At 49.6% G+C, this 20,129-nt stretch carries 19 protein-coding genes and 1 tRNA gene; 13 read left to right on the forward strand and 7 right to left on the reverse strand.

The window, feature by feature from the left end; genetic code table 11:
- The first annotated feature begins 14 nt into the window (after window positions 1–14).
- From BW972_RS07185 to BW972_RS19865, 9 genes are all read left to right on the forward strand, one after another.
- On the forward strand, window positions 15–1,004 hold the full coding sequence (locus BW972_RS07185) for a lysylphosphatidylglycerol synthase domain-containing protein (RefSeq protein WP_076421637.1): 990 nt from the start codon (window positions 15–17) through the stop codon (window positions 1,002–1,004).
- The gene (locus tag BW972_RS07190) at window positions 1,004–2,140 is read left to right on the forward strand and encodes a glycosyltransferase family 2 protein (protein ID WP_076421638.1); all 1,137 of its coding nucleotides are present in this window, start codon (window positions 1,004–1,006) and stop codon (window positions 2,138–2,140) included. Before BW972_RS07185 ends, BW972_RS07190 begins: the two co-directional genes overlap by 1 nt.
- Window positions 2,133–2,390: a hypothetical protein gene (locus BW972_RS07195; RefSeq protein WP_076421639.1), complete on the forward strand. Its 258-nt coding sequence runs from the start codon at window positions 2,133–2,135 to the stop codon at window positions 2,388–2,390. Before BW972_RS07190 ends, BW972_RS07195 begins: the two co-directional genes overlap by 8 nt.
- A 220-nt stretch (window positions 2,391–2,610) precedes the next feature.
- On the forward strand, window positions 2,611–3,834 hold the full coding sequence (locus BW972_RS07200; protein WP_007658889.1) for a GAF domain-containing SpoIIE family protein phosphatase: 1,224 nt from the start codon (window positions 2,611–2,613) through the stop codon (window positions 3,832–3,834).
- A gap of 161 nt (window positions 3,835–3,995) precedes the next feature.
- Window positions 3,996–4,631 carry a polysaccharide deacetylase family protein gene (locus BW972_RS07205; RefSeq protein ID WP_007658887.1) on the forward strand — a complete coding sequence of 212 codons (636 nt, stop codon included), beginning with the start codon at window positions 3,996–3,998 and terminating at the stop codon, window positions 4,629–4,631.
- Window positions 4,628–5,719, forward strand: a complete 1,092-nt coding sequence (locus BW972_RS07210) for a glycosyltransferase (RefSeq protein WP_007658885.1) — start codon at window positions 4,628–4,630, stop codon at window positions 5,717–5,719. The genes BW972_RS07205 and BW972_RS07210 overlap by 4 nt, the downstream gene beginning before the upstream one ends.
- 77 nt (window positions 5,720–5,796) lie before the next feature.
- Complete coding sequence (locus BW972_RS07215) at window positions 5,797–6,564, forward strand: TatD family hydrolase (RefSeq protein WP_076422105.1); 768 nt, start codon at window positions 5,797–5,799, stop codon at window positions 6,562–6,564.
- A 3-nt stretch (window positions 6,565–6,567) separates the two neighbouring features.
- Window positions 6,568–7,632 carry an asparaginase gene (locus BW972_RS07220; protein ID WP_007658881.1) on the forward strand — a complete coding sequence of 355 codons (1,065 nt, stop codon included), beginning with the start codon at window positions 6,568–6,570 and terminating at the stop codon, window positions 7,630–7,632.
- Window positions 7,633–7,714: 82 nt separating this feature from the next.
- A tRNA-Ser gene (locus BW972_RS19865) sits at window positions 7,715–7,802 on the forward strand.
- Between the two features lie 62 nt (window positions 7,803–7,864).
- On the opposite strand, the gene BW972_RS07225 is transcribed toward BW972_RS19865, so the two are convergent.
- Window positions 7,865–8,152: a hypothetical protein gene (locus BW972_RS07225; protein ID WP_076421640.1), complete on the reverse strand. Its 288-nt coding sequence runs from the start codon at window positions 8,150–8,152 to the stop codon at window positions 7,865–7,867.
- Between the two features lie 424 nt (window positions 8,153–8,576).
- Here BW972_RS07225 and BW972_RS07230 point away from each other — a divergent pair, with 424 nt between their 5' ends.
- From BW972_RS07230 to BW972_RS07240, 3 genes are all read left to right on the forward strand, one after another.
- Window positions 8,577–11,018 (forward strand): outer membrane beta-barrel family protein, encoded by a 2,442-nt coding sequence (locus tag BW972_RS07230; protein ID WP_076421641.1) that lies wholly within the window; start codon window positions 8,577–8,579, stop codon window positions 11,016–11,018.
- Window positions 11,019–11,482: 464 nt separating this feature from the next.
- Window positions 11,483–12,244, forward strand: coding sequence for a sensor histidine kinase (locus BW972_RS07235; protein ID WP_076421642.1), 762 nt, complete (start codon window positions 11,483–11,485; stop codon window positions 12,242–12,244).
- Window positions 12,237–12,977 carry a LytR/AlgR family response regulator transcription factor gene (locus BW972_RS07240; RefSeq protein ID WP_007658867.1) on the forward strand — a complete coding sequence of 247 codons (741 nt, stop codon included), beginning with the start codon at window positions 12,237–12,239 and terminating at the stop codon, window positions 12,975–12,977. The genes BW972_RS07235 and BW972_RS07240 overlap by 8 nt, the downstream gene beginning before the upstream one ends.
- A gap of 186 nt (window positions 12,978–13,163) precedes the next feature.
- Here BW972_RS07240 and rlmH read toward each other — a convergent pair whose 3' ends face one another.
- Both rlmH and BW972_RS07250 read right to left on the reverse strand, forming a co-directional pair.
- Window positions 13,164–13,637, reverse strand: a complete 474-nt coding sequence (gene rlmH / locus BW972_RS07245; RefSeq protein WP_007658865.1) for a 23S rRNA (pseudouridine(1915)-N(3))-methyltransferase RlmH — start codon at window positions 13,635–13,637, stop codon at window positions 13,164–13,166.
- A gap of 93 nt (window positions 13,638–13,730) precedes the next feature.
- Complete coding sequence (locus BW972_RS07250) at window positions 13,731–14,777, reverse strand: AI-2E family transporter (RefSeq protein ID WP_076421643.1); 1,047 nt, start codon at window positions 14,775–14,777, stop codon at window positions 13,731–13,733.
- A gap of 259 nt (window positions 14,778–15,036) precedes the next feature.
- Here BW972_RS07250 and BW972_RS07255 point away from each other — a divergent pair, with 259 nt between their 5' ends.
- A complete protein-coding gene (locus BW972_RS07255; protein WP_007658863.1) occupies window positions 15,037–15,273 on the forward strand; it encodes a hypothetical protein in 237 nt (78 codons plus the stop codon).
- Between the two features lie 156 nt (window positions 15,274–15,429).
- On the opposite strand, the gene BW972_RS07260 is transcribed toward BW972_RS07255, so the two are convergent.
- The 4 genes from BW972_RS07260 to BW972_RS07275 form a co-directional block, all read right to left on the reverse strand.
- On the reverse strand, window positions 15,430–15,681 hold the full coding sequence (locus BW972_RS07260) for a hypothetical protein (protein ID WP_007658862.1): 252 nt from the start codon (window positions 15,679–15,681) through the stop codon (window positions 15,430–15,432).
- A gap of 203 nt (window positions 15,682–15,884) precedes the next feature.
- The gene (locus BW972_RS07265) at window positions 15,885–16,970 is read right to left on the reverse strand and encodes an ABC transporter permease (protein ID WP_076421644.1); all 1,086 of its coding nucleotides are present in this window, start codon (window positions 16,968–16,970) and stop codon (window positions 15,885–15,887) included.
- Window positions 16,967–18,349, reverse strand: a complete 1,383-nt coding sequence (locus tag BW972_RS07270; RefSeq protein ID WP_076421645.1) for an ABC transporter permease — start codon at window positions 18,347–18,349, stop codon at window positions 16,967–16,969. The genes BW972_RS07265 and BW972_RS07270 overlap by 4 nt, the downstream gene beginning before the upstream one ends.
- Window positions 18,350–18,356: 7 nt before the next feature.
- Window positions 18,357–19,931, reverse strand: coding sequence for an ABC transporter substrate-binding protein (locus tag BW972_RS07275; protein WP_234986320.1), 1,575 nt, complete (start codon window positions 19,929–19,931; stop codon window positions 18,357–18,359).
- Between the last annotated feature and the right edge of the window lie 198 nt (window positions 19,932–20,129).

A 20,129-nucleotide genomic window follows, 5' to 3' on the forward strand; every position in this document is an offset into this window, starting at 1 on the left:
TTTAAGACAATATCTTGAACATTACCCGCAACAGAAGGTTCCTTTTAGTCGCCGGCAAAATTGTCGTGGTGGTGCTCACGCTATACTTCCTGTACCTGGCCATCTTTACGGCGCCCGACACCCTGCTTTCCTGGCAGGGTATACTGCAGTCGGCCCGCCAAAGCGACTATACCTTTCTGCTGATTTTAAGTGCCCTGCTTATACCTGCCAACTGGGGGCTGGAGGCCTGGAAGTGGCAGCTGCTGGGGCAGAAGCTGGAGCGCATTTCATACCTGCGGGCTTTCCGTGCCGTGATGGTGGGGCTCACGCTAGGTTTCATCACACCCAACCGGCTTGGCGACTATGCCGGCCGTGTGCTGGAGCTCAAAAGCAAGGAGCGGCTGGAAGGTATAGGCGCTGTGTTTATTGGCCGTTTTTGTCAACTGGTGGCGACGGTACTGGTGGGCTCGCTGGGCCTGATCTACTTTGCCTTGCTGCTCTACTGGAGAGATTATCCGGCTATTTGCCTGAGTGTATTTTTCCTGTTGCTCGTGCTCAATGCGGCCTTGCTACTACTGCTCTTCAATGCCCGTGCCATGGTGGCGCTGGTCGCTGCGGTTGGACCGCTGCGAAAACTGGCAAAGTACCTGGCTATCATGGGGCGCTATACCTTCATGGAGATGAACCGGGTACTGTTGCTGTCGCTCGTGCGCTACTTCGTGTTTCTGCTGCAGTTTGTACTGCTGCTCATTTTGTTTGAGGTGCGGCTTAGTCCGGTGGAGTACCTCAGTGGCGTATCGACTGCTTTCTTTCTGAAGTCAGTAGTGCCCTCGGTGTCATTGCTCTCGGATCTCGGCGTGCGGGAACTGTCGGCCATGTACGTGTTCGGCCTGCTGGGGCAGGAGCGGCTGCAGGTGCTGAGTGCCAGCCTGAGCCTGTGGCTGCTGAACATCGTAGTGCCGAGTGCTGTGGGTCTGTTTTTTGTGCTGCGGCTGAAGCTGGGCAGGAGAGGAGGTGCCGCCTGATGTTTGTGTTGCTGCTGCTTTCGCTGCTAGCCTATGCTTGGATCATTCTGCGCTGTCTATCTGCCTGGAAGCGTCTCCCTATACCTACTGTACCTGCCGGTTTTATACCTGCGACCCAACTCTCCGTTATTATACCTGTGCGCAATGAGGCACGGCAGATACTGAATTTACTCCGCGATTTAGAATCACAAAATTACCCGGCGGAGCTCTTTGAGGTACTAGTGGTGGACGATCACTCCGATGACGGAACTGCTCAGCTGATACAGGAATTTATACCTGCTACTAAGTTGAATTTGCGTCTGATCCGGCTTGCTGGGCACACGGAATCGACGGGCAAAAAAGCCGCTATCAAACAAGGTATAGCGCAAACCAGTAATGAGCTCCTGGTCTTTACCGATGGTGACTGCCGTGTGCAGCCGGACTGGCTTCTATGCTTCGCCTATACCTACGAAACGCAGCAGTCATTTTTCATTTCAGGACCTGTGAGCTTCCGCAATACCCATACCTTGCTGGAACGCATGCAACTGGTCGAGTTCGCATCGTTGATCGGGGTAGGGGGAGCCTCTATCGGGCTGCGACAACCCAATATGTGCAATGGGGCCAACCTGGCTTATACCCGGGAAGTGTTCGAAGAGGTAGGGGGCTTTGCGGGAAACGAAGGAATAGCCAGCGGTGATGATGAATTTTTGCTACACAAGGTAAGCCAGCTATACCCGGAGCGAATTGCTTTTTTGAAGCATCCCGGAGCCACGGTGTATACCGAGGCACGCAAGACGGTGCGTAGTTTTATAGCGCAGCGGGTGCGCTGGGCCAGCAAGTGGCGGAGCTATCAGAGCCTGAATGTGAAACTGGTGGCACTTACTGTGTTTACCGTCAATTTACTGCTGTTTCTGGCCATACCGGGCTTACTGCTCGGCTGGCTTTCGTTTTGGACTTTTCTGGCGGCCTATGCTGCTAAGTTCCTGATAGATTTCCTGTTTTTAAACCAAATACTGACTTTCATGGGGCGACAGAATTATCTGATTTTTATGCTTCCCCTGCAGCTTGTTTACATTCCTTACGTACTATATACCGCCATCAGTGGCCTCACAGGTCGCTATACATGGAAAGGCCGAATCATCCGAAATCATGACTGAAAACGAATTTGCTATCATGGACGAACTTTATTTTGTGACGTCCTACGCTGACCTCAAAAGCACCAGCACACTAACTGACGAAGAACTCTGCACTGCCCTGCGCGACCTGATTTCCAAAGGCTATATCAGAATCCTATACCCGGACCCGGACACGGAGCATGCATACGATGAGTCCACCTTTGGAAAGCACTGCCAGAAATACTTTTACCTGGCCACCAAAGCAGGATTGGTAGTGCATAACTCTATCTGATGGTGATGATTTCACCGCAAGGCCGAACAAATACCTGGACTACGTAGTTGCAAGTGTGCGCATGCGACGAATACGTATTATTTCAAAGGAATTGTAGGGTGTGGTAAATAATGCGATTGATTTTTTGTAAATTTACCCGGTATATGCCTGCGTGACAGGTGTAACTGGCGGCAGAGCCCCCGAGTGCGGGTTTCTCGCCAACCCTAAACTATGAAACCGAATGCCTGATATAGTAGCTCCGAACATACAGCAAGAGTTAAACCTCAAAAAGCTGGAATTATCGGCCTTGTTGGAAATCACGCAGGCGATTAACGACAACCTGCCCGAAGAGGCGCTCTACAAAATCTACCGCTTCACGCTGCTCGCCCAGTTGCAGATCAACCGATTGGCCCTGTTTGTGCACGACGAGAAGTGGGACTGCAAAGTAAGTTTTGGCACTGACCTGGAAGCCGCCAAGCAACACCTCCCCGAAACTATTCTCGAACTCAAGGAAATCACCCGCATGTCCAAGCTGAGCGTGGACAAGAAGTGGCGTAATTTCGAAATTGTGATCCCGATTCTGCACAATGGCAAAGTGCTCGCCTTTGTGATGATCGGCAAGATTCAGCCTTACTATACCAATATTGAGGCGCTGAACTTCGTGCAGACGGTGAGTAATATCATGCTCGTGGCCATCGAAAATCACCGCATGGCCCGTCAACGACTGGCACAGGAATCGATCCGGAAAGAGATCGAGATTGCCCGTGAAGTGCAGTCCATGCTCTTTCCAAAAAAGCTGCCCAACGACAAAGACGTGGCCATCCACGCCAGTTACATTCCGCACTCTTCCATTGGGGGCGACTACTACGACTTTATTGAGATAGACAAGGACCAGTTTCTGTTCTGCGTGGCCGATGTGTCTGGTAAGGGTGTACCAGCTTCGCTGCTGATGTCGAACTTTCAGGCAGGTCTGCGCACAATCATACGCCAGACATCGGATCTGAACACGGTCGTTTCTGAGCTTAACCACCTGATTTACCGCAATGCGATCGCTGAGAAGTTCATCACAACATTTGTCGCCATCTTCAACCGCAGTACCCGCGAACTGAGCTACGTGAACGCCGGCCACAACGCCCCGGTTCTGCTCTACGAAAACAACACCCACGACCTGCTCAATGATGGCTGCACCATGCTGGGCGTGTTTGATGTACTGCCATTTATGAACGTGGGCAAGATACATGTGCCGCACAATGCCGTGCTGCTTTGCTATACCGACGGTCTGACGGAGGTGTTTGACGAAGATGAATCGGAATTCGGTATTGAAGGTACGATCGACTTCCTACAGAAAAACCGCTTCCTAAGCTCTAAAATGCTGCACCTGCAATTGCTCAACGCCATCAACCTTTTCAACGAAGAAGCTTCTTTCAACGACGATATTACCTTGCTATCGTGTAGGTTTAAATAGATTAATTGTTGATTGTTATTTGTTAAATTGTTGATCTTCAATTAAGTTGATAATACCCTGTCCATGCACTACAAACCCGCTAAATGCTTCACTGCACGTGTCAGTATCGCACCTACAGGTACAATGTATAACATTCAGTAATCAACAACTTAACAATCAAATTGCTCCGCCTTTACAAGACACCCGCTTTGCTTCGCCGGCTTTTGCCTGGCTATACCTGGCTGCGGGAAGAGCGGGGGAAAGTGCTATACCTGACTTTCGATGACGGACCTATACCGGAGGTGACTCCCTGGGTGCTGGAGCAATTAGCGCAATACAGAGCCCAGGCTACTTTCTTTGCCGTAGGTGATAATATAGTGAAGCACCAAGATATAGCAGAGCAAATTTTAGCGGCGGGGCATCGGCTCGCGAATCATACGCACAACCACCTGCGTGGCTGGGAAACTTCGCTGGAGCGTTACCTGGAAAATGTGCAGCAGTGTCAGCAGGAACTGGAACGGCTAAACCCCATTGCAGCGCAGCCAAAGCTCTTCAGACCTCCTTACGGGCGCATTACATTGAAACAGGCAGCAGCCCTGCGACCAGCTTATGAACTAGTGATGTGGGACGTGCTCACCAACGATTACGACCGTTCGCTCAGTCCCGAAAAATGTCTGCGTGAAGCTATTCGCTGTACCCAAAGCGGCAGCATCATCGTATTCCACGACAGCCTGAAGGCCCAGCGAAACATGCAATACGCCCTGCCCCGTTTTTTAGACCATTTTACCGCACAGGGCTATACCTTCCAGACCCTATGATGGTATCCGTTGCCTATTTTATACTTTACTTCATTGTCTTTACAGCGCTTCTAATGTTGCTGCTCTTCAACCGCAGGCGCTATACCTCAGCGGTTTTAGACTTTCCGCAGGTCAGCATCCTGATCGCTGCCCGAAACGAGGAGCATAACATTCTGGCTTGTCTGCAGGCCATTGCCGCGCTCGATTACCCAGCTGATAAGATCGAAGTACTGATAGGTGATGATGGCTCCACGGATCAGACGCGGGCCCTGGTAGAAACCTATATAAAGAACAAGCCCGGCTATACCTGCCTACCGATTACAGACACAGTTGGACAGACGAGGGGCAAGGCCAATGTGCTGGCGCAGCTGGCCAGCAAAGCAAGCTCCGACATCTTCCTCTTCACCGACGCCGACATCGAAGTGCCTCCTACCTGGGTAAAGGCTATGTTGGCTGGGCTGGATGAAAAGGTGGGCGTTGTGACAGGGCTAACCACTGTAACAGGCAGTCGTCTGTTCGACAAGATGCAGCGGATGGACTGGCTGTTCTCGATCGGGCTGATGCAGGTGTTCAGTGACCTCAACATGCCGGTTACCACCATGGGCAACAACATGCTGCTCACCCGCAAGGCCTATGAATCGGTGGGAGGTTTTGAAAACATTCCGTTTTCGATCACAGAAGATATCGCCATATTTAACCAGATCCTAAAGCGTGGCTTCGGCTTCCGGAATCTGTACAACAACGACGCACTGGCCCTGTCTGCACCTGCCCCCAGTTACGGTTCACTGCTGGAGCAGCGCAAGCGCTGGATGCGCGGCTCGGTGTACATGCCCCTATATATGTTTGCGCTTTTTGTGCTGCACTCGGCCTACTATCCTGTGCTAATCCCTTTCTTTTTCAAAGCATCACCAGGGATAGCGCTCAGCATTGCGATCGTCAAACTCCTGCTTCAAAGTCTGTTCATGCACATCTGCCTCAAGCGCCTGCACCGAAGTGCCTCCTGGTGGCATTACATTGTCTTTGAGCTATACCTGCTGGTGACTACTTTTATTCTGATCCTATACTTCTTTTTGCCTACCAAAGTCAGGTGGAAAGGGAGGAAGTATTAGGAGTTTATACTTCTCCTTGCAGCCTTAGCCATTAGTTCGGACCTTTGTGCCGAGATTTTTGATCCAAAATGACACAGATGACTTTAGTTGATTCGCACGCACATATCTATTCAGAGCAATTTAAGCAGGACCGTGAGGAGGCGCTTGCCAGGGCGCTGGCCGAGGGGGTAGAGAAGATCTACATGCCCAACATTGACCATACCTCTATTGATATCATGCTGGAGACGGAGGAGAAGCACCCAAACCAGTGCATCGCTATGATGGGCCTGCACCCGACTTCAGTGGACAAGGACTTTGAGAAGGAGCTATACCTGGTGGAGGAGTGGCTTGATAAACGCAAGTTCGCAGCCGTGGGTGAATGCGGCATCGACCTGTACTGGGACAAGACTTTTCTGACGCAGCAGCAGGAGGCCCTTAGAGTGCAGGTAGAGCTGGCCAAAAAGCACCAACTGCCCATCGTGCTCCATACCCGCGACTCTTTTGATGAAACCTACGAGATCATCGCCGCTGCGCAGGATGGCACTTTAAAGGGTATATTCCACTGTTTTTCGGGCACTGTGGAGCAGGCTGAGAAGGTAAAGGAGCTCGGCTTTCTAATGGGTATAGGCGGAGTGGCCACGTTTAAGAACGGTGGCCTCGACAAGGTGCTGCCGCATGTGAGCCTGGATGACCTTGTGCTCGAAACGGACTGCCCATACCTGGCCCCCGTACCGCATCGTGGCAAGCGCAACGAGCCCGTATACCTGCCATTGGTGGCCCGCCGCGTGGCCGAACTGATGCAGAAGCCCGTAGAGGAAGTGGCCCAAACCACAACCCGCAACGCCTTCAACCTCTTCAAACTCTAAGCGATGGACGTAGTTAAAACCAATATTGACACCGCCGCACCTGCACATGCGGAGGCCTCCATTCTGATCATTTACACGGGCGGAACGGTAGGTATGGTGTATGACGAAAAGCACCACCTGGTGCCATTTAACTTTAGTCAGATACTGCAGAAGGTACCCGAGCTTAGCAACTTCAAGTACATGCTGACGGTGCTAAGCATAGAGCCGGCCATTGATTCGTCTAACGTGGCGCCAAGTGACTGGCTGATGCTGGCTAACCTGATCCGCGATAACTACGCTGACTACGATGGCTTTGTGGTGTTGCACGGCACAGATACCATGGCTTACAGCGCCTCCGCGCTTAGCTATCTGCTCGAGAACCTGGAAAAGCCCGTGATCTTTACGGGGGCGCAAGTACCAATTGGGCGAACTCGCACCGATGCCCGCGCCAACCTGATCTCAGCCCTGCAAATAGCAGCTACGAAGGTTAACGGCAAGAGCATCGTGCCGGAGGTTTGCATCTATTTCCACAACCTGCTTATCAGAGGTAACCGGGCCAAGAAGGTAGAGAGCCGACACTTTAATGCCTTTAAGTCGGAGAACTACCCGCTGCTTGCCAAAGCGGGCATTAGCATCGATTTTTATGAAAGCGCTATTCTGCCGCATCCCGAAAAACCGCTGCATGTGCACCAGCAGCTCGACGACAATGTAGCGATCCTGAAGCTCTTCCCGGGCATAACGCCTCAGGTGATGCGCAGTGTGCTCGAAGCGCCGGGACTGCGTGGTATCGTGTTGGAGACGTTCGGGGCAGGCAATGCGCCTACTGCAGGCTGGCTGCTCGAGCTGCTGGAAGATGCTATCTCTAGGGGTATCTATATTTTGAATGTGTCGCAGTGCGACGAGGGTAGGGTAGACCAGGGCCGTTACGAAACCAGTAAATTCCTGCTCAACATGGGGGTGATCGGCGGCGATGACATCACGACAGAAGCGGCTATCACAAAATTGATGTTCGTGCTGGCTCTCGACCTGCCGGCAACACAAACCCGTGAAATGCTTGCCAGTAACCTTCGTGGTGAGATCAGTATTTAACCTGGTGCAATATATTTATAAGGTATAGCCGAGCAAAAATTTGCGATAGTGTAAGTTATTGGCGTATATTTGCACCCATAATAGAGAGCTGTCCGAGTGGTCGAAGGAGCACGCCTGGAAAGTGTGTATACCCCAAAAGGGTATCAAGGGTTCGAATCCCTTGCTCTCTGCTGCATAATCCGAAATAGCCTGTAAGTGAATAACTTACAGGCTATTTTGTTTGGTGTTTACTTCAGTAATTCCACGACTTGTAACTACCTTCCTGGACCTTGTTTTGCTCCATGTAGGGTTGCCGGTTCACAATCAGCACCTTCTCGTCCCCGAGCAGAAAGTGACCGTAGTTGTAGCAGAAGTAATACGTGCTACCCTGGCGGGCGCGATAGAGATGGGTGAAGTGGCGGAAGTCGAAGCCGGCCAGTTGGAGCAATTTGCGGCGCAGCGTGGTCTTTCCCTCGGGGCTGAAATGCTGCAGCACAAAGCGGTTGTGCCGCAGCTTGATGTTGATGCTGAGATTTACCAATTATTTACGGGAGCTGTGTAGAATTCCCCTCTTGAGAGAGGCTAGGTGTGTGTGTCTTTCTGATTAAGTACCCACTGCTCCAGCATCTAACAAGCAGCAGGAATTGGAATCCATAAAACGATTTGAAAAAACGCAGCCTAACCCAGCATTGCCGTAACCCCTCGCTAAGCTGCGGGCTTCGGCTGCACAACCCCTTCCGATCATAATGGACCAGCACTTCAAATCTTTATACAACTAGCAAATAACCAAAAATAGCAATAAACTGCAGTTTCGGAATTTAGAGCAGTATATTTTATGCTGGCCAGATTGCTTGAAATATATCAGAGTTATCTATACAACGTCGAAGCCTCAGCCACTTTCGTCGAATAAAATCGGTGAAAATGTGGGTGTATAGTTACTTGGTCTGTGAATAAAATAAAAGCTCATGGAACAGACCTCTTCCCCCAAACAACTCATTACCCTACTCACCTGCATCTGCCTGTCACTTGTATCTGCTATACCTGTATTGGCACAGGGCAAGGTGAGCGGCATAGTGAAAGAAGACGCATCGAATGCAGCATCCTTTGCTACAGTAACACTTTTGGCAGCAACAGACAGCAGCTTGGTAAAAGGCAAAGTGACTGACGAGAACGGACAATTTGTATTCGAAAACTTACCTTACGGACAATATCTGGTAGTAGTAAGGTATGTGGGGTTTCAGCCCACGTTTTCTGAAACGATTCGCATACAGGCTGACCAGGCTGTGCAAGATATTGGCATTTTGCAACTGCTACGAAACACCAACCAGCTAGGCGAAGTGCTGGTACAGGCGCAACGGCAGGTCGTGGAGCGCAGCCCCGACCGCTATACTTTGAACGTAGAGGCCAGCACTTTTCAAACCGATAATTTGCTGGATATTTTTCGGGCGATGCCCTTTGTGCAGGTGCAGGGCGAGAGTGTGACGGTGAACGGGAAAGGCGGTATCCTGATTCTGTTGGACAAGGTGCAGATGCCTGGCGCCACCATGCAATCCATCATGGCCACTATGACAGGCGATGAAATTGAGAAGATTGAGTTTATCACCAACCCCTCTTCCCGCTATCCCGCCAACATCAGCACCGTCATCAGCATTACCACCAAAAAAGCACGAACGCTTGGTCTGACAGGATCCGCTCGCAGCACCGTATCCCAAGGTATACGGGGTAGGGGGTTGTTAGGTACGTCCCTTACCTATCGCCAGCAAAAATGGGTGAGTAACCTCAATCTCAACTACGACAGGTCGTTAACGCACTCTACGCACGATGGCTACAGAGCGGCTCTCACAGGAAACAGCCCTGTACTGCACGAGCACTACTTTTTTCGATATAACAATTCCACACCATCTGTTAGAGGTATGGCAGAGTACCAACTGTCGAATAGGCATGCATTAGGTGTACAGGCAAGCTATGTGCATAAGGTAGTCGACAAAAGTTCTACGGTCAGCAAGCAGGTTGATTTTGCGAAGCAGCTCAAAGGTATACCTGACTCTACACTGTTAGCAGACGGGCGGGAATACTCCACCAGGCAGGTACAGACCTACAGCATGTACTACACAGGCAAACTCGATAGCCTGGGCAAATCTGTTGATTTGATTTTTACTTATACTCCAATCCAGCATAACATGACGACCGAGATTCTCTCACAAAACATGTATAATCCGGATGGGCGTCTTTTAGAAAGTTTGAGAAGCGTACGGAATGACAATCCGAGCAACGCTAACATTATGGTCGGGCAGATGGATTGGGAGCTCCCTTTCCGGAACAACTTGAACATATCGGTAGGCTCCAAAATGACACTTTCGAGCAACCGCACGCAGCCAACGCAAGAATATCTGCAGGACGGGCGATTTGTCCGGGATGAAGCCTTTAGTTTTGAGAATGTATTCTCGGAGAATATTCTGGCAGGCTATACCAGCCTGGACAAGCAGCTAGGCAAAACCACCCTGCGGGCAGGTATACGGGCAGAACATGCTACCATGTTAGTGGAGGACGAAGTAACGAAGCGCAGACCGGTTGCTCGCACCTTTACCGATTTGTTCCCGAGCCTGATGTTGAGCCGTCCCATGACCGACAACCTGAACATGACCTTTAACTATCGCAAATCGGTACAGCGGCCAGGTTTCAGCGTGCTTACGCCTTACCGCATTTATATGGATGAATTTACTATAGAAGAGGGCAATCCAGCCTTGCTGCCCAAGTACACACATGCTATTTCGGTAAATGGCATTTATAAAAACAACCTGTTTGTGGAGCTCGAGTACAGGCACGAGCAGAACGTGTTTACGAATCTACCGGTGAACATTGACGGCGTGGCTTACTGGAAGAATAGAAACTTTGACATGACATCAGTAGGGGTGAACGCCAACTACAGTTACCAGATGACCAACTGGTGGTCTGGCAGTGTCTTCGGTATGGGCGCTTATATGGCATCTGCTATGGATCAGGAGAATTTCCGGGACGTGACTATACCCAGCACCATTTACCATAGCGTGGGCTGGCAAAACAGTTTTTCCTTGCCACGCGACTTGAAACTGGAGACAGGATTTAACTACACGGGTCCGTTTAACTATGGTTTGGCTGAAGTGGTACGCAGCCACTATACCCGCGTAGCGCTGAAAGGGAGCATGCTAAACAAACAACTGCAATACACAGTGGCGGTTCTCGACCTATTCAGGGGTAACGTGGAGGGGGGAGTGGTGAGGAGCTCGAACGTGCTAACCCAAGTGGTGAGCTATAGAGACGCCAGAAGGGTGCAACTGGGGGTGATATACAAGTTCGGCAAGCAAACCGTGAAGTCGGCAGTCAGCAAAAAGCTGGGGAACGAAGACGTAGTGAATAGAGCCAATTAAACTGGCTATACTGTATTCGGAGCGAGACAATTTTACCAAAAAGATAGTTTTTTTATTATATTGTTCGACCTAAACTGCGCCGCACCTCAGGAATAACAATATTTCATTTCCTCTCTAGTATGAGAACACTTACCTTTAATAAGCAAGCGTCCCTTTACCCTAACCAGTCAACGCGCCTGCTTTGGCACCTCGTTTTCTGGGGCTTTATGTCCTGCCTTAGTGTAGTGAACACTGCGTATATGTTCAATACAAGCCTGCTGAATCTATCCACGCTTAGTTATGCCTTTCTTACAATAGTGGTTATTTATTTTAACCATACTATGTTGTCTTACTATGGCTTGGGGTTCATTCAAAACAAGCATTGGGTTAAACTTTTGGCGCTGTTATTACTCCTATATCTTGTTTGCACCATTTTAATACAGTCCCTCAGCCCGTTATCGGCCTTGTTCCCTGATAATCAACGCATGCGTATCTATAGCGAGCGAATCTATATTAATAGCATTGCCGATATTTTCTCATTGAACACGTTTATCTGGATTTTCTCCATACCTATGTTTGGGACGCTGTTTGCGTTTGCAGCCAAAACCTTAAAAAACAGCTACGAAGCCAACAAACGAAATGCAATGTTGCAAAAAGAGAAAACTGAAATGGAGCTGAACTTCCTGCGGGCGCAGATCCACCCGCACTTCCTGTTTAACACGCTCAACAATATTTACGGCATGGTGATGGAAAACGAGCGGGCAGGGCAGGTGGTGCTGAAGCTGTCGGACTTGCTGCGCTTTTCGCTCTACGAGAGCAGTGGTAAGCGTATACCCATCGGGCGGGAAGTGGAATTTCTGGCAGACTATATCAACCTGGAGCAGATACGCCACCACAACACCCGTGTGGCTATCAGCTATGATTTTGATCACATCAAAAACAAGGAGACTCCTATCGTGCCGCTCTTGCTCATCAGCTTCGTAGAGAATGCCTTTAAGCACGGCGTTAACGCCACCATCGGCAAGGCCTGGGTGCGCATTAGTTTGAAGCAGGAGGGCGATACGATTTTGTTTCATGTAGAAAACAGCAAGCCCGACACCAAAAAAGAGCGCCCTGCCACCACAGGTATAGGTATAGAGAACGCAAAACGTCGCCTCGCTTTGCTTTATCCCGACAAACACCATTTGAACATCACCGAAACAGCTGATTCCTATAAAGTCAGCCTAACGCTCCACACAAATGATTAAGCCGCTACGCTGTGTTATCATAGACGATGAGCCCATCGCCCAGGAGATTATTGCCAAGTATGTGGCTCGTGTGCCTTTCTTGGAATTAGCAGCCGTGTGCGATAATGCCATTGAGGCCCTTGTCACTATTCGCGAAGAGCAGCCTGACCTGATATTTCTGGACATCAACATGCCCGAAATGACAGGGCTGGAAATGCTGAAACTCACGCAGGCACACCAGCTGCAGGCAATCCTGACCACCGCCTATCCTGATTATGCTCTGGATGGGTATGAACTGGCAGTGGCTGACTACCTGCTCAAACCTATTTCCTTTGAACGGTTTTTGAAAGCCGTAAACAAGGTAGATGAGCAGGTACGGTTACAGCGTGCTGTCAACCAGCCTGCTGATAAAGTAACCTCCAAAAACGACACCAATCAGCACAACATCTGGGTAAGACAGGATAAAAAGCTTATACAGATTAATACAGACGATTTGATTCTGGTAAAAGGTATGAAGGACTACATTCAACTATACCTGTCCGACCAGAAAATCCTGACGCACATGACGATGGCAAAGATAGAGGAGAAGCTGCCCGCTGCGCAGTTTCTTCGGGTAAGCCGTTCCTACATCGTGCGCAAGTCGGCCATTAGGGCGATAAACGGTAATATGATTGAAACAGAATTGCAAGAGGAAATTTTGATTGGAAGCACATACCGGGAACATATTAAGCGAGAGATTGCCGAGTGGTTGTGATAATGATGATCAGTCTGTAAAGATCGCCGCTAAGGTTTAGAAAGTCCGTTCTGATTGAATAGGTGTTATTCTCATTAATATAACAGCTAATAATGAAAGTCAGATCTTGCTTGATAAAGATACATATTAGCTATTCATACTTTCAGGGCAGTGGCGCCACCTTATAGCCTGAAATGTAGGTCTTCTTCAATCATGATGATACTTCTCCCCCCTCAGAATCGTAAAACCCCGGTATAGTTGCTCTACAAAAAACAAGCGGACCATTTGGTGGGAGAAAGTCATTTTTGAAAGAGAGATCTTGTCGTTTGCCCGTTCGTAAATAGCAGGAGAGAAGCCGTAGGCGCCCCCGATGATGAAAACCAGGTTAGTAGTGACGGAGTTAAGCTTCTTTTGCAGGAAATGTGCGTACTCGGTAGAGGTAAAGGTTTTGCCTTTTTCGTCGAGCAGCACCACGTGGTCGCCGTCCTGTAGCTTTTGGAGAAGCAGTTTGCCTTCGGCCTCTTTCAGGTTATCCGCGGTGAACTTTCCTCCCTGTTTTATGTCAGGTATAATGATGAACTCGAGCGGATGGTAATGCTTCAGCCGCTTCATATACTTCTGTATGCCCTCTTCCAGAAATGCCTCGTCTGTTTTACCGATCGCGATGAGCTTGATTTTCATGTAGTACTTTTTCTGCCAATTTCGCTTAAAATGCCGTGTTTCGCAAATTTGCACGGAACCAGGGAGGTATAGGTCAGTACCTGGTAAGCAGCTTTACTGATTTTTGGGAAGGTCACGCTCGAGGTAGTCTTTTATGTAAAGCTCCCGCACAAACACCTGCAGCACAGCCACCAACGGGGCAGCCAGTATCACGCCAAGCGGACCGACCAGTATACCGAAAAGTACCAGCGAGAGAAGGGTGATCACAGGTGAAATGTGCACGGTTTTTTCAAATATGAGGGGCGCTAGCAGATAGCTTTCAATAGACTGAATGATGAAGTAAAGGATGGCTACATACAGCGCCGCCATGGGGCCGTCCAGAAAGGCGATCAGGATGGCTGGAACAGAAGCAAGAATGGGACCGACAGTAGGAATGAAATCCAGGAAGAAGGCGATCACGGCCAGCGCCAGCGCCATGGGTATGCCGAGCAACATCAACCCGACCGCCGTGAGTATGCCCACGAACACCATCGTGACAAGCTTCCCGAATAGCCACCACTTGAGTGTTTCATAGCTTTTGTCCAGTACTTCCCACAGCCGTGTGCGGTGCCGTACTGGTACCAGACTAACAATGCCCTTCTGGTACTGTGCCGGGCTCGATGCGAAGAAGATGCCGATCACAATCACGATAAACAGATCAGTAATAATGCTGATGGTGGAGGTAAAAAAAGTCTGAGCCTTGTTCACGATCTCCTGTGTTTCAGGCATCATACTCTCCTGACTGCTCTCGAGCTCGTCGAGCGCCTTTGCGCCCCAGCTTGTTCGGCCCAACTGGTCCTTTAGTCGTTCGATGGAAGAGGGTAAGGTCTCACGTAAATCTTCTATCTGCGCTTGCACGGTAGGGGCTATGAGCCAACCCGCAAGAAAAATCAGCCCGAAAAACAACAGCGAGGAAAGCGCCAAAGCCAGCCCTTTGCCCACACCTGTTTTATCATGCAGCCAGTTAGTCATGGCACGTAGCAGCACGGCAAACAGGATGCTGGCGAACACCAGGAAGAAAAAATGCACAGCATATAAAACCAAAGCCAGGGCGCCACTTAACAACAATACCACCGAGGTGGTAATGACAACTTTGCGGGTAAATGAGATTTCTTGCTTCATGCACGTGTAACTATGTGGTAGCGATCGTTTCAGGTTTTATTACTTGAAAGTTTATACTCGTTGCGTACCGTAAAGGATATTGCATGCACCTTTTGCCATTAATGATAGCTACTTGATAGGAGTGATGGAATTTTAGCAGGCGTGATTGTTTAGCTTAATTCTAAATTACTGTATAACAAGGGTTGTATGCAACCTGTTGTGGGTGATAACAGGTAAATATGGATTAGAAGAATAATGTAGGACTTAAAACTTTTTAGATATGGAAGCAACATGCAATAACTGCAATCACTGGGAGCAGGACCCAAACAAAGTACAACTTCAAAGCAATGAATTTGGCTTGTGCGATGAGTTAACCGGGCAGCATGCCCTGGAGCCGGCCTATGTATTGCCGCTGGTACATGAAGGACCGGAAGACAAGAAGCCCAGGAAATTTGAGATGATTACAGGCGCACAGTTCGGCTGCAATCATTTCAGTGAGCGCAAAGGATGGGTATAAGCCCTATAAGATAGGCTACAAAACAAATGCCCTGCAGGGGACTGCAGGGCAAATGCCTAATCTAAACACAAACAACCAACACTAATATTATCTATTCAATCTATTTCTATTCTATCTATTCTATCTATTCTATTCTCAAGGTGTAGCGGCCTTGTATTAGTAGCGCAGGTAAGGCATGTTGTTCACCCCGGAGAGCGAGTCCAGTATACCTACGAAATAATCGCCTATAAACAGACCAGTTCCTTTCTTAACCGCGTCTGAGCCTAATGACGAATTTATCACCTCCCCATCAATAGTGGAGTATTCCTGCGAATCCTCAATCTGGGAATTACTTTTTGTAGTTTTTAAGTTGTTGTGGCAGCCAATGCTCTGCTTTGACATACCGACTGTGCTTTCATAGATCTTCATGTGATTGGGTAGTTTGGTTTTGTATGATACAATAATACAGTAACGCACTCTCCTAACACAGGAAACATATTTTCGCAAGGTAACTTGTGTTATTTTTAATATAATTATAAATAAGTTGATGTGGTGTGCTTTTATGCCTTCTTTTTTGGGTAATACCAAGCCGTATGTGAGAGGGTGTATGGCGAAAAGTAACAATAGAGTATTTACTTTTTATGCTGTAAGAAACGCAGCAAGTAATAGCTGAAAGTCTGTAGAGCGAGAACTGTGAGCGATAGCATGGCACCAGGTATAGCAACGAGCCACCAGGCAGACGTGTTTGTGCGAATACCAGCTATCATCCTGCCCCAACTTACCAGGTCTGTGCTTACACCGATGTTCAGAAATGACAGCGTAGACTCCAGCATGAGCAAACCGGCTAAGCCAAATGAAAATGCGACCAGCACCGGCCCCAAGAGGAGTGGAAGTGCTTGGCGCACCAGAAGACGTTTTTGTGTGAATCCAAGACTCGTGGCGGCCTCAAAAAAGGGCAGTTCTCTGATACGGAGCATCTCTGCTCTTGTCAACCGGGCCGTTCCTGTCCAGAAAGTAAGTACGAGCAAAACTGATAGAGCTGGCAGGGTAGGTGGTACAATAGCCGCTAGTACCAGTATCAAAATTAATCGGGGGATGCTCGTCTGCACCTCAATTATCCGTAGCAAGAGCTCATCAGTTGGAAAATGAATCGTCCTGCTGAGAAAAGGGATTCGACTGAAAAGCGGTGCAAGAACAATGACAAACACAAAAGTCAAACCGATGGCAACAGTGCCTGTGAGTAAGAAATCAGAGTAGGTGGCTCCCTGGCTATACAACATAATAGGGAGGTAGATACCATAATAGGTAAAAGGCAACAGGGCGAAGAGCAGAGCTGTCAGCAAGGACCGGCTCAGCCGCAGACGGCGATTTCCAAAAAGGCCCGCTATTGCTCCAAGTGTTAAGCCGATCAGGCTGGCCATCACCATAACAGGCAGACTGATGGCAAATGCCGTACGGACACCATACAACACATTAGCTAATACATCACGGCCGAGGCTATCCGTTCCGAGCCAGTGCCTGGGTTTGTACGTTTCGTTTCCCCAAGCCAGTGGCGCCTGGTAGATCTGCTCCAGGTCCAGTTCGTTTGGCCCGTAAGCAAGTGGCAACCAGGGAAGAGCCAGTGCGACAACAGCCAGCAAAATCAGGTATAGCAAGGATAGCCTGAAAGCCGGTGCCAGCTGCCATACCTCACGCGCTATGTGCCATAGCTTTTTCATGATGCATGAGCACGTATACGCGGGTCAGCCAGGGCATAAAGCAGGTCAGACATAAGGTGCGATATCAACCTGAACACAGCTGCGATGACAACGATGCCTACTATAACCGGATAGTCACGAGCCAGTACAGTTTCAACGAGCAACCGGCCAACACCAGGTATAGCAAAAATGGTTTCGACAATAACGGCGCCCGCCACCAGGGCAGGCAGGTAATCAGACAAAAGCGTGATGACAGGCAGTAGGGCATTGCGCAGCATGTGCCTGCGAATGACGCGATGCTCAGAAAGGCCTTTTGCACGTGCCGTGCGGATATAGTCCTGCCCCGCGACTCCTGCCATCGCCTGGTAAAACTGATTGGTGAGGTAAGGTAGGTTGGCCAGCACCAGGCAAAGCATCGGGAGTGCCATGAACTGCAGCCATTGGCCCATTTGCTGTAGCCAATTCTGGTCGGAAACACTGTAGTAGCCCATACCATATACCGGAAAAAGCTGTAAAAATGCAGGACTCGCCAGCAGCACCAGCAGGAGCATGGCCAGGACGAAGAGGGGCACGCTATCCAGCAGGAAAAGGGAGGGAAGCAGTGTGCTGCGCCAGATGCGCCCGGAGCGGCGTATCATCAGGATGGCCATTTCAAGGGCCAGCAATGCCGCCACGACGATACTGGCCAATAACAGCCACCAGGTGTTACCGACCGCTTCGCCCAGCACTGTGGTCACGGGCCTGCCGTCCCGCAGTGAAGTTCCCAGGCTTCCTTTTAACAAACCGGCTATCCAGCGGTGGTACTGATTTTGTGAACCATGCCATTGTAGGGATGGGAGTAAATAGGTGTAGCTGGAGGAATCAGTCAGTAAGTTGTCACCCTTAACTATCAGCTCAGAAGTAATAGCTGACCTGGCAGGTAATTGCTGTGCTATACCTGACAGGGCTTGCCGGAGTTCGGCGTGCTCCTGGTGACTATAGATTGAGAAGAGATGCTGTTGTACCTGCAGGCGCTCTGTTTCAGAGAGGACTTTTTCAAACTCTTTCAGGCTTCTGAAAAAGTGGGTGGCAGCCATAGGGTTGCCATACTGCCAGGAAAGCTTTTTCAAGAAGGTGCGATCACGCTCCGGGAAAATACGGTGCAGTGTATCAGGTAAGGCGGCGGAGGTGATACTAAAATAAAACAGCGGCAGGTCCTGCCCGGTGGCCTCTAAAAACTGGCGGTAGTTATGCTCGCGCGATGCAGCATCGCTTCGGCTGTAATAGCCCGCTTCCTGCTGCCCCAGGCTGGAGCTTCCAAAAGCGCCTGGCATCAGTTTGCTCAGCAAAAAAATTACAGATGCTATAAACCAGAGCGTAGGTATAGCCAGAAGAAGCCGCCTGAATACAAAAGTGGCCATAGCATCATCAAGGCTTAAGCATAAATGAACTCAGGTCATAATAAGGGCGTACACCCGACACCCTGGTATTGGTGAACCTGCTGTGTATAGCTATTTTTTCTTTTCGGAAATAAAGCGGCACAAAAGCAGCTTCTTCCTGTATGATCTCCTGTAACCTGTGCAGTTGCCGGGCTTTGTCAGTCTCGCTTTCAGTTTCATTGATCTGGTTCAGCAGCTGATCGCTCTCAGGCGTGCCAAAGCCGGTGGTGTTGAACCCGCCCGGGCCGGCAAAGCTTGTGTGGAAAAGGGGCTTGAAATTGAATACGAAAGGATTGCCTGAAATCCCTCTGAAATGCATGTCATAGTCCAGTTGCTCTATCTTCTGGTTGTAAACATTTCCCTCCAGTGGCTGCAAACTGACAGGTATACCTGCTTTGGCTGCGTGTTGCTGAAAGACAAGTGCCATTTGCTCGTACATGGTGTTGCCGGCTCTGTAGAGCAGCTCAATACGCAAATCTTCCCGCTGGCCATTCAGATTTCTGTACCAGCCATTTTGCTCCTGAATCCAGCCAGCAGCTTTTAGTAGCGTAACTGCCTGCTCAGGGCTGTACGGGCGTGGCTGTAGCTGTGGATGGTAAAAGTCTTTGCGGTCAGGAGGTATAGGACCTACTGTCGGCGTAGCGTAGGACTGCTGGCTAACCCGAATCATGCCGTTCACATCCATCAGGTGTGCAATGGCCTGCCGGGTTCGTTTGTCGCGGAACCTGGCCTTGCGCGTGTTAATCGCAGCATAGATCAGGTCATAGCCTTGCGGGGTATGCAGCTCATAGTTTTTCAGGAAGTTGCCATCCTGCTGTAGCTGTTCAAATTCATTGACAGGGATATTGTCCAGCACATCGAGTTGCGCATTTTTGAGCGCCAGCAGGGCCGTGGTATTGTCAGGTATAATCTGAAAATTAATCTGCTCAGGATTGGCGTTGAGGTAACTGGCGGCATGGCCTGTGTTCTTTCCCCACCAATTGTCTTTGCGTTTCAGCACAACGTGCTGCCCTGTAGCCCACTCAGCAAGTCTATAGCCGGCACTTCCCTGTAATATGTCTTTACTATCTGGTGAGCCCAGCTTGTTGCATCGCGCCGCCACAGCCCGTGTATGAGCTGTGTTATACTGGGTGCTGTCAGCCTGTGACAATGCAGTGAAAGGTATAGCTGAAAGACTGCCCTGGGGATCAAGTAGATAAGCTGGCAAAATGAAGAAGTCACCGGTCAGGAGTTGCATTTCAGGTGTAAAACCCTGGCAGACCAGTGTGAATTTTTTGGGATCGGAAGCGTCTAATTGGATGTCTTGTATAAACTCAACCTGTGAGCGAATACTCTCATTCCGTATAAAAGGAGCTTTCAGCACCTTCAGGGTGAAGGCCACATCCTGCGCTGTAACGGGGCTTCCGTCAGACCATTCGGCCTCGGGACGCAGCTGGTAATGGAAAAAAGTAAGCGAGTCTTTGCGCTCCACTTCCGGAAAAGCGGAGGCAAGACCCGGCTTCAGTGTGTTGTCTTCAAGATCTACAGTCAGCAGGCTTTGGTAAAGCAGATTGATTATCTGCAAGGCCTCCTGTGAGTTGTAGTTAATAGGGGTTATGTTTCCTGGATCTATAGCCAGGCGCAGACGCACTTCATCAGGCTGCCGTGCTGGCTGACCGCAAAAATTTAGTAGTAATAATAAGCTTAGTAGGAATGCTTGAGTTTTCCTCATTTTATCTTGACTCCCTTTAGCTAAAACCGGGTAGAGGCAAGATAGGGAAAA

This window comes from Pontibacter lucknowensis (genome assembly GCF_900156415.1).
Classification (GTDB): Bacteria; Bacteroidota; Bacteroidia; order Cytophagales; family Hymenobacteraceae; genus Pontibacter; species Pontibacter lucknowensis.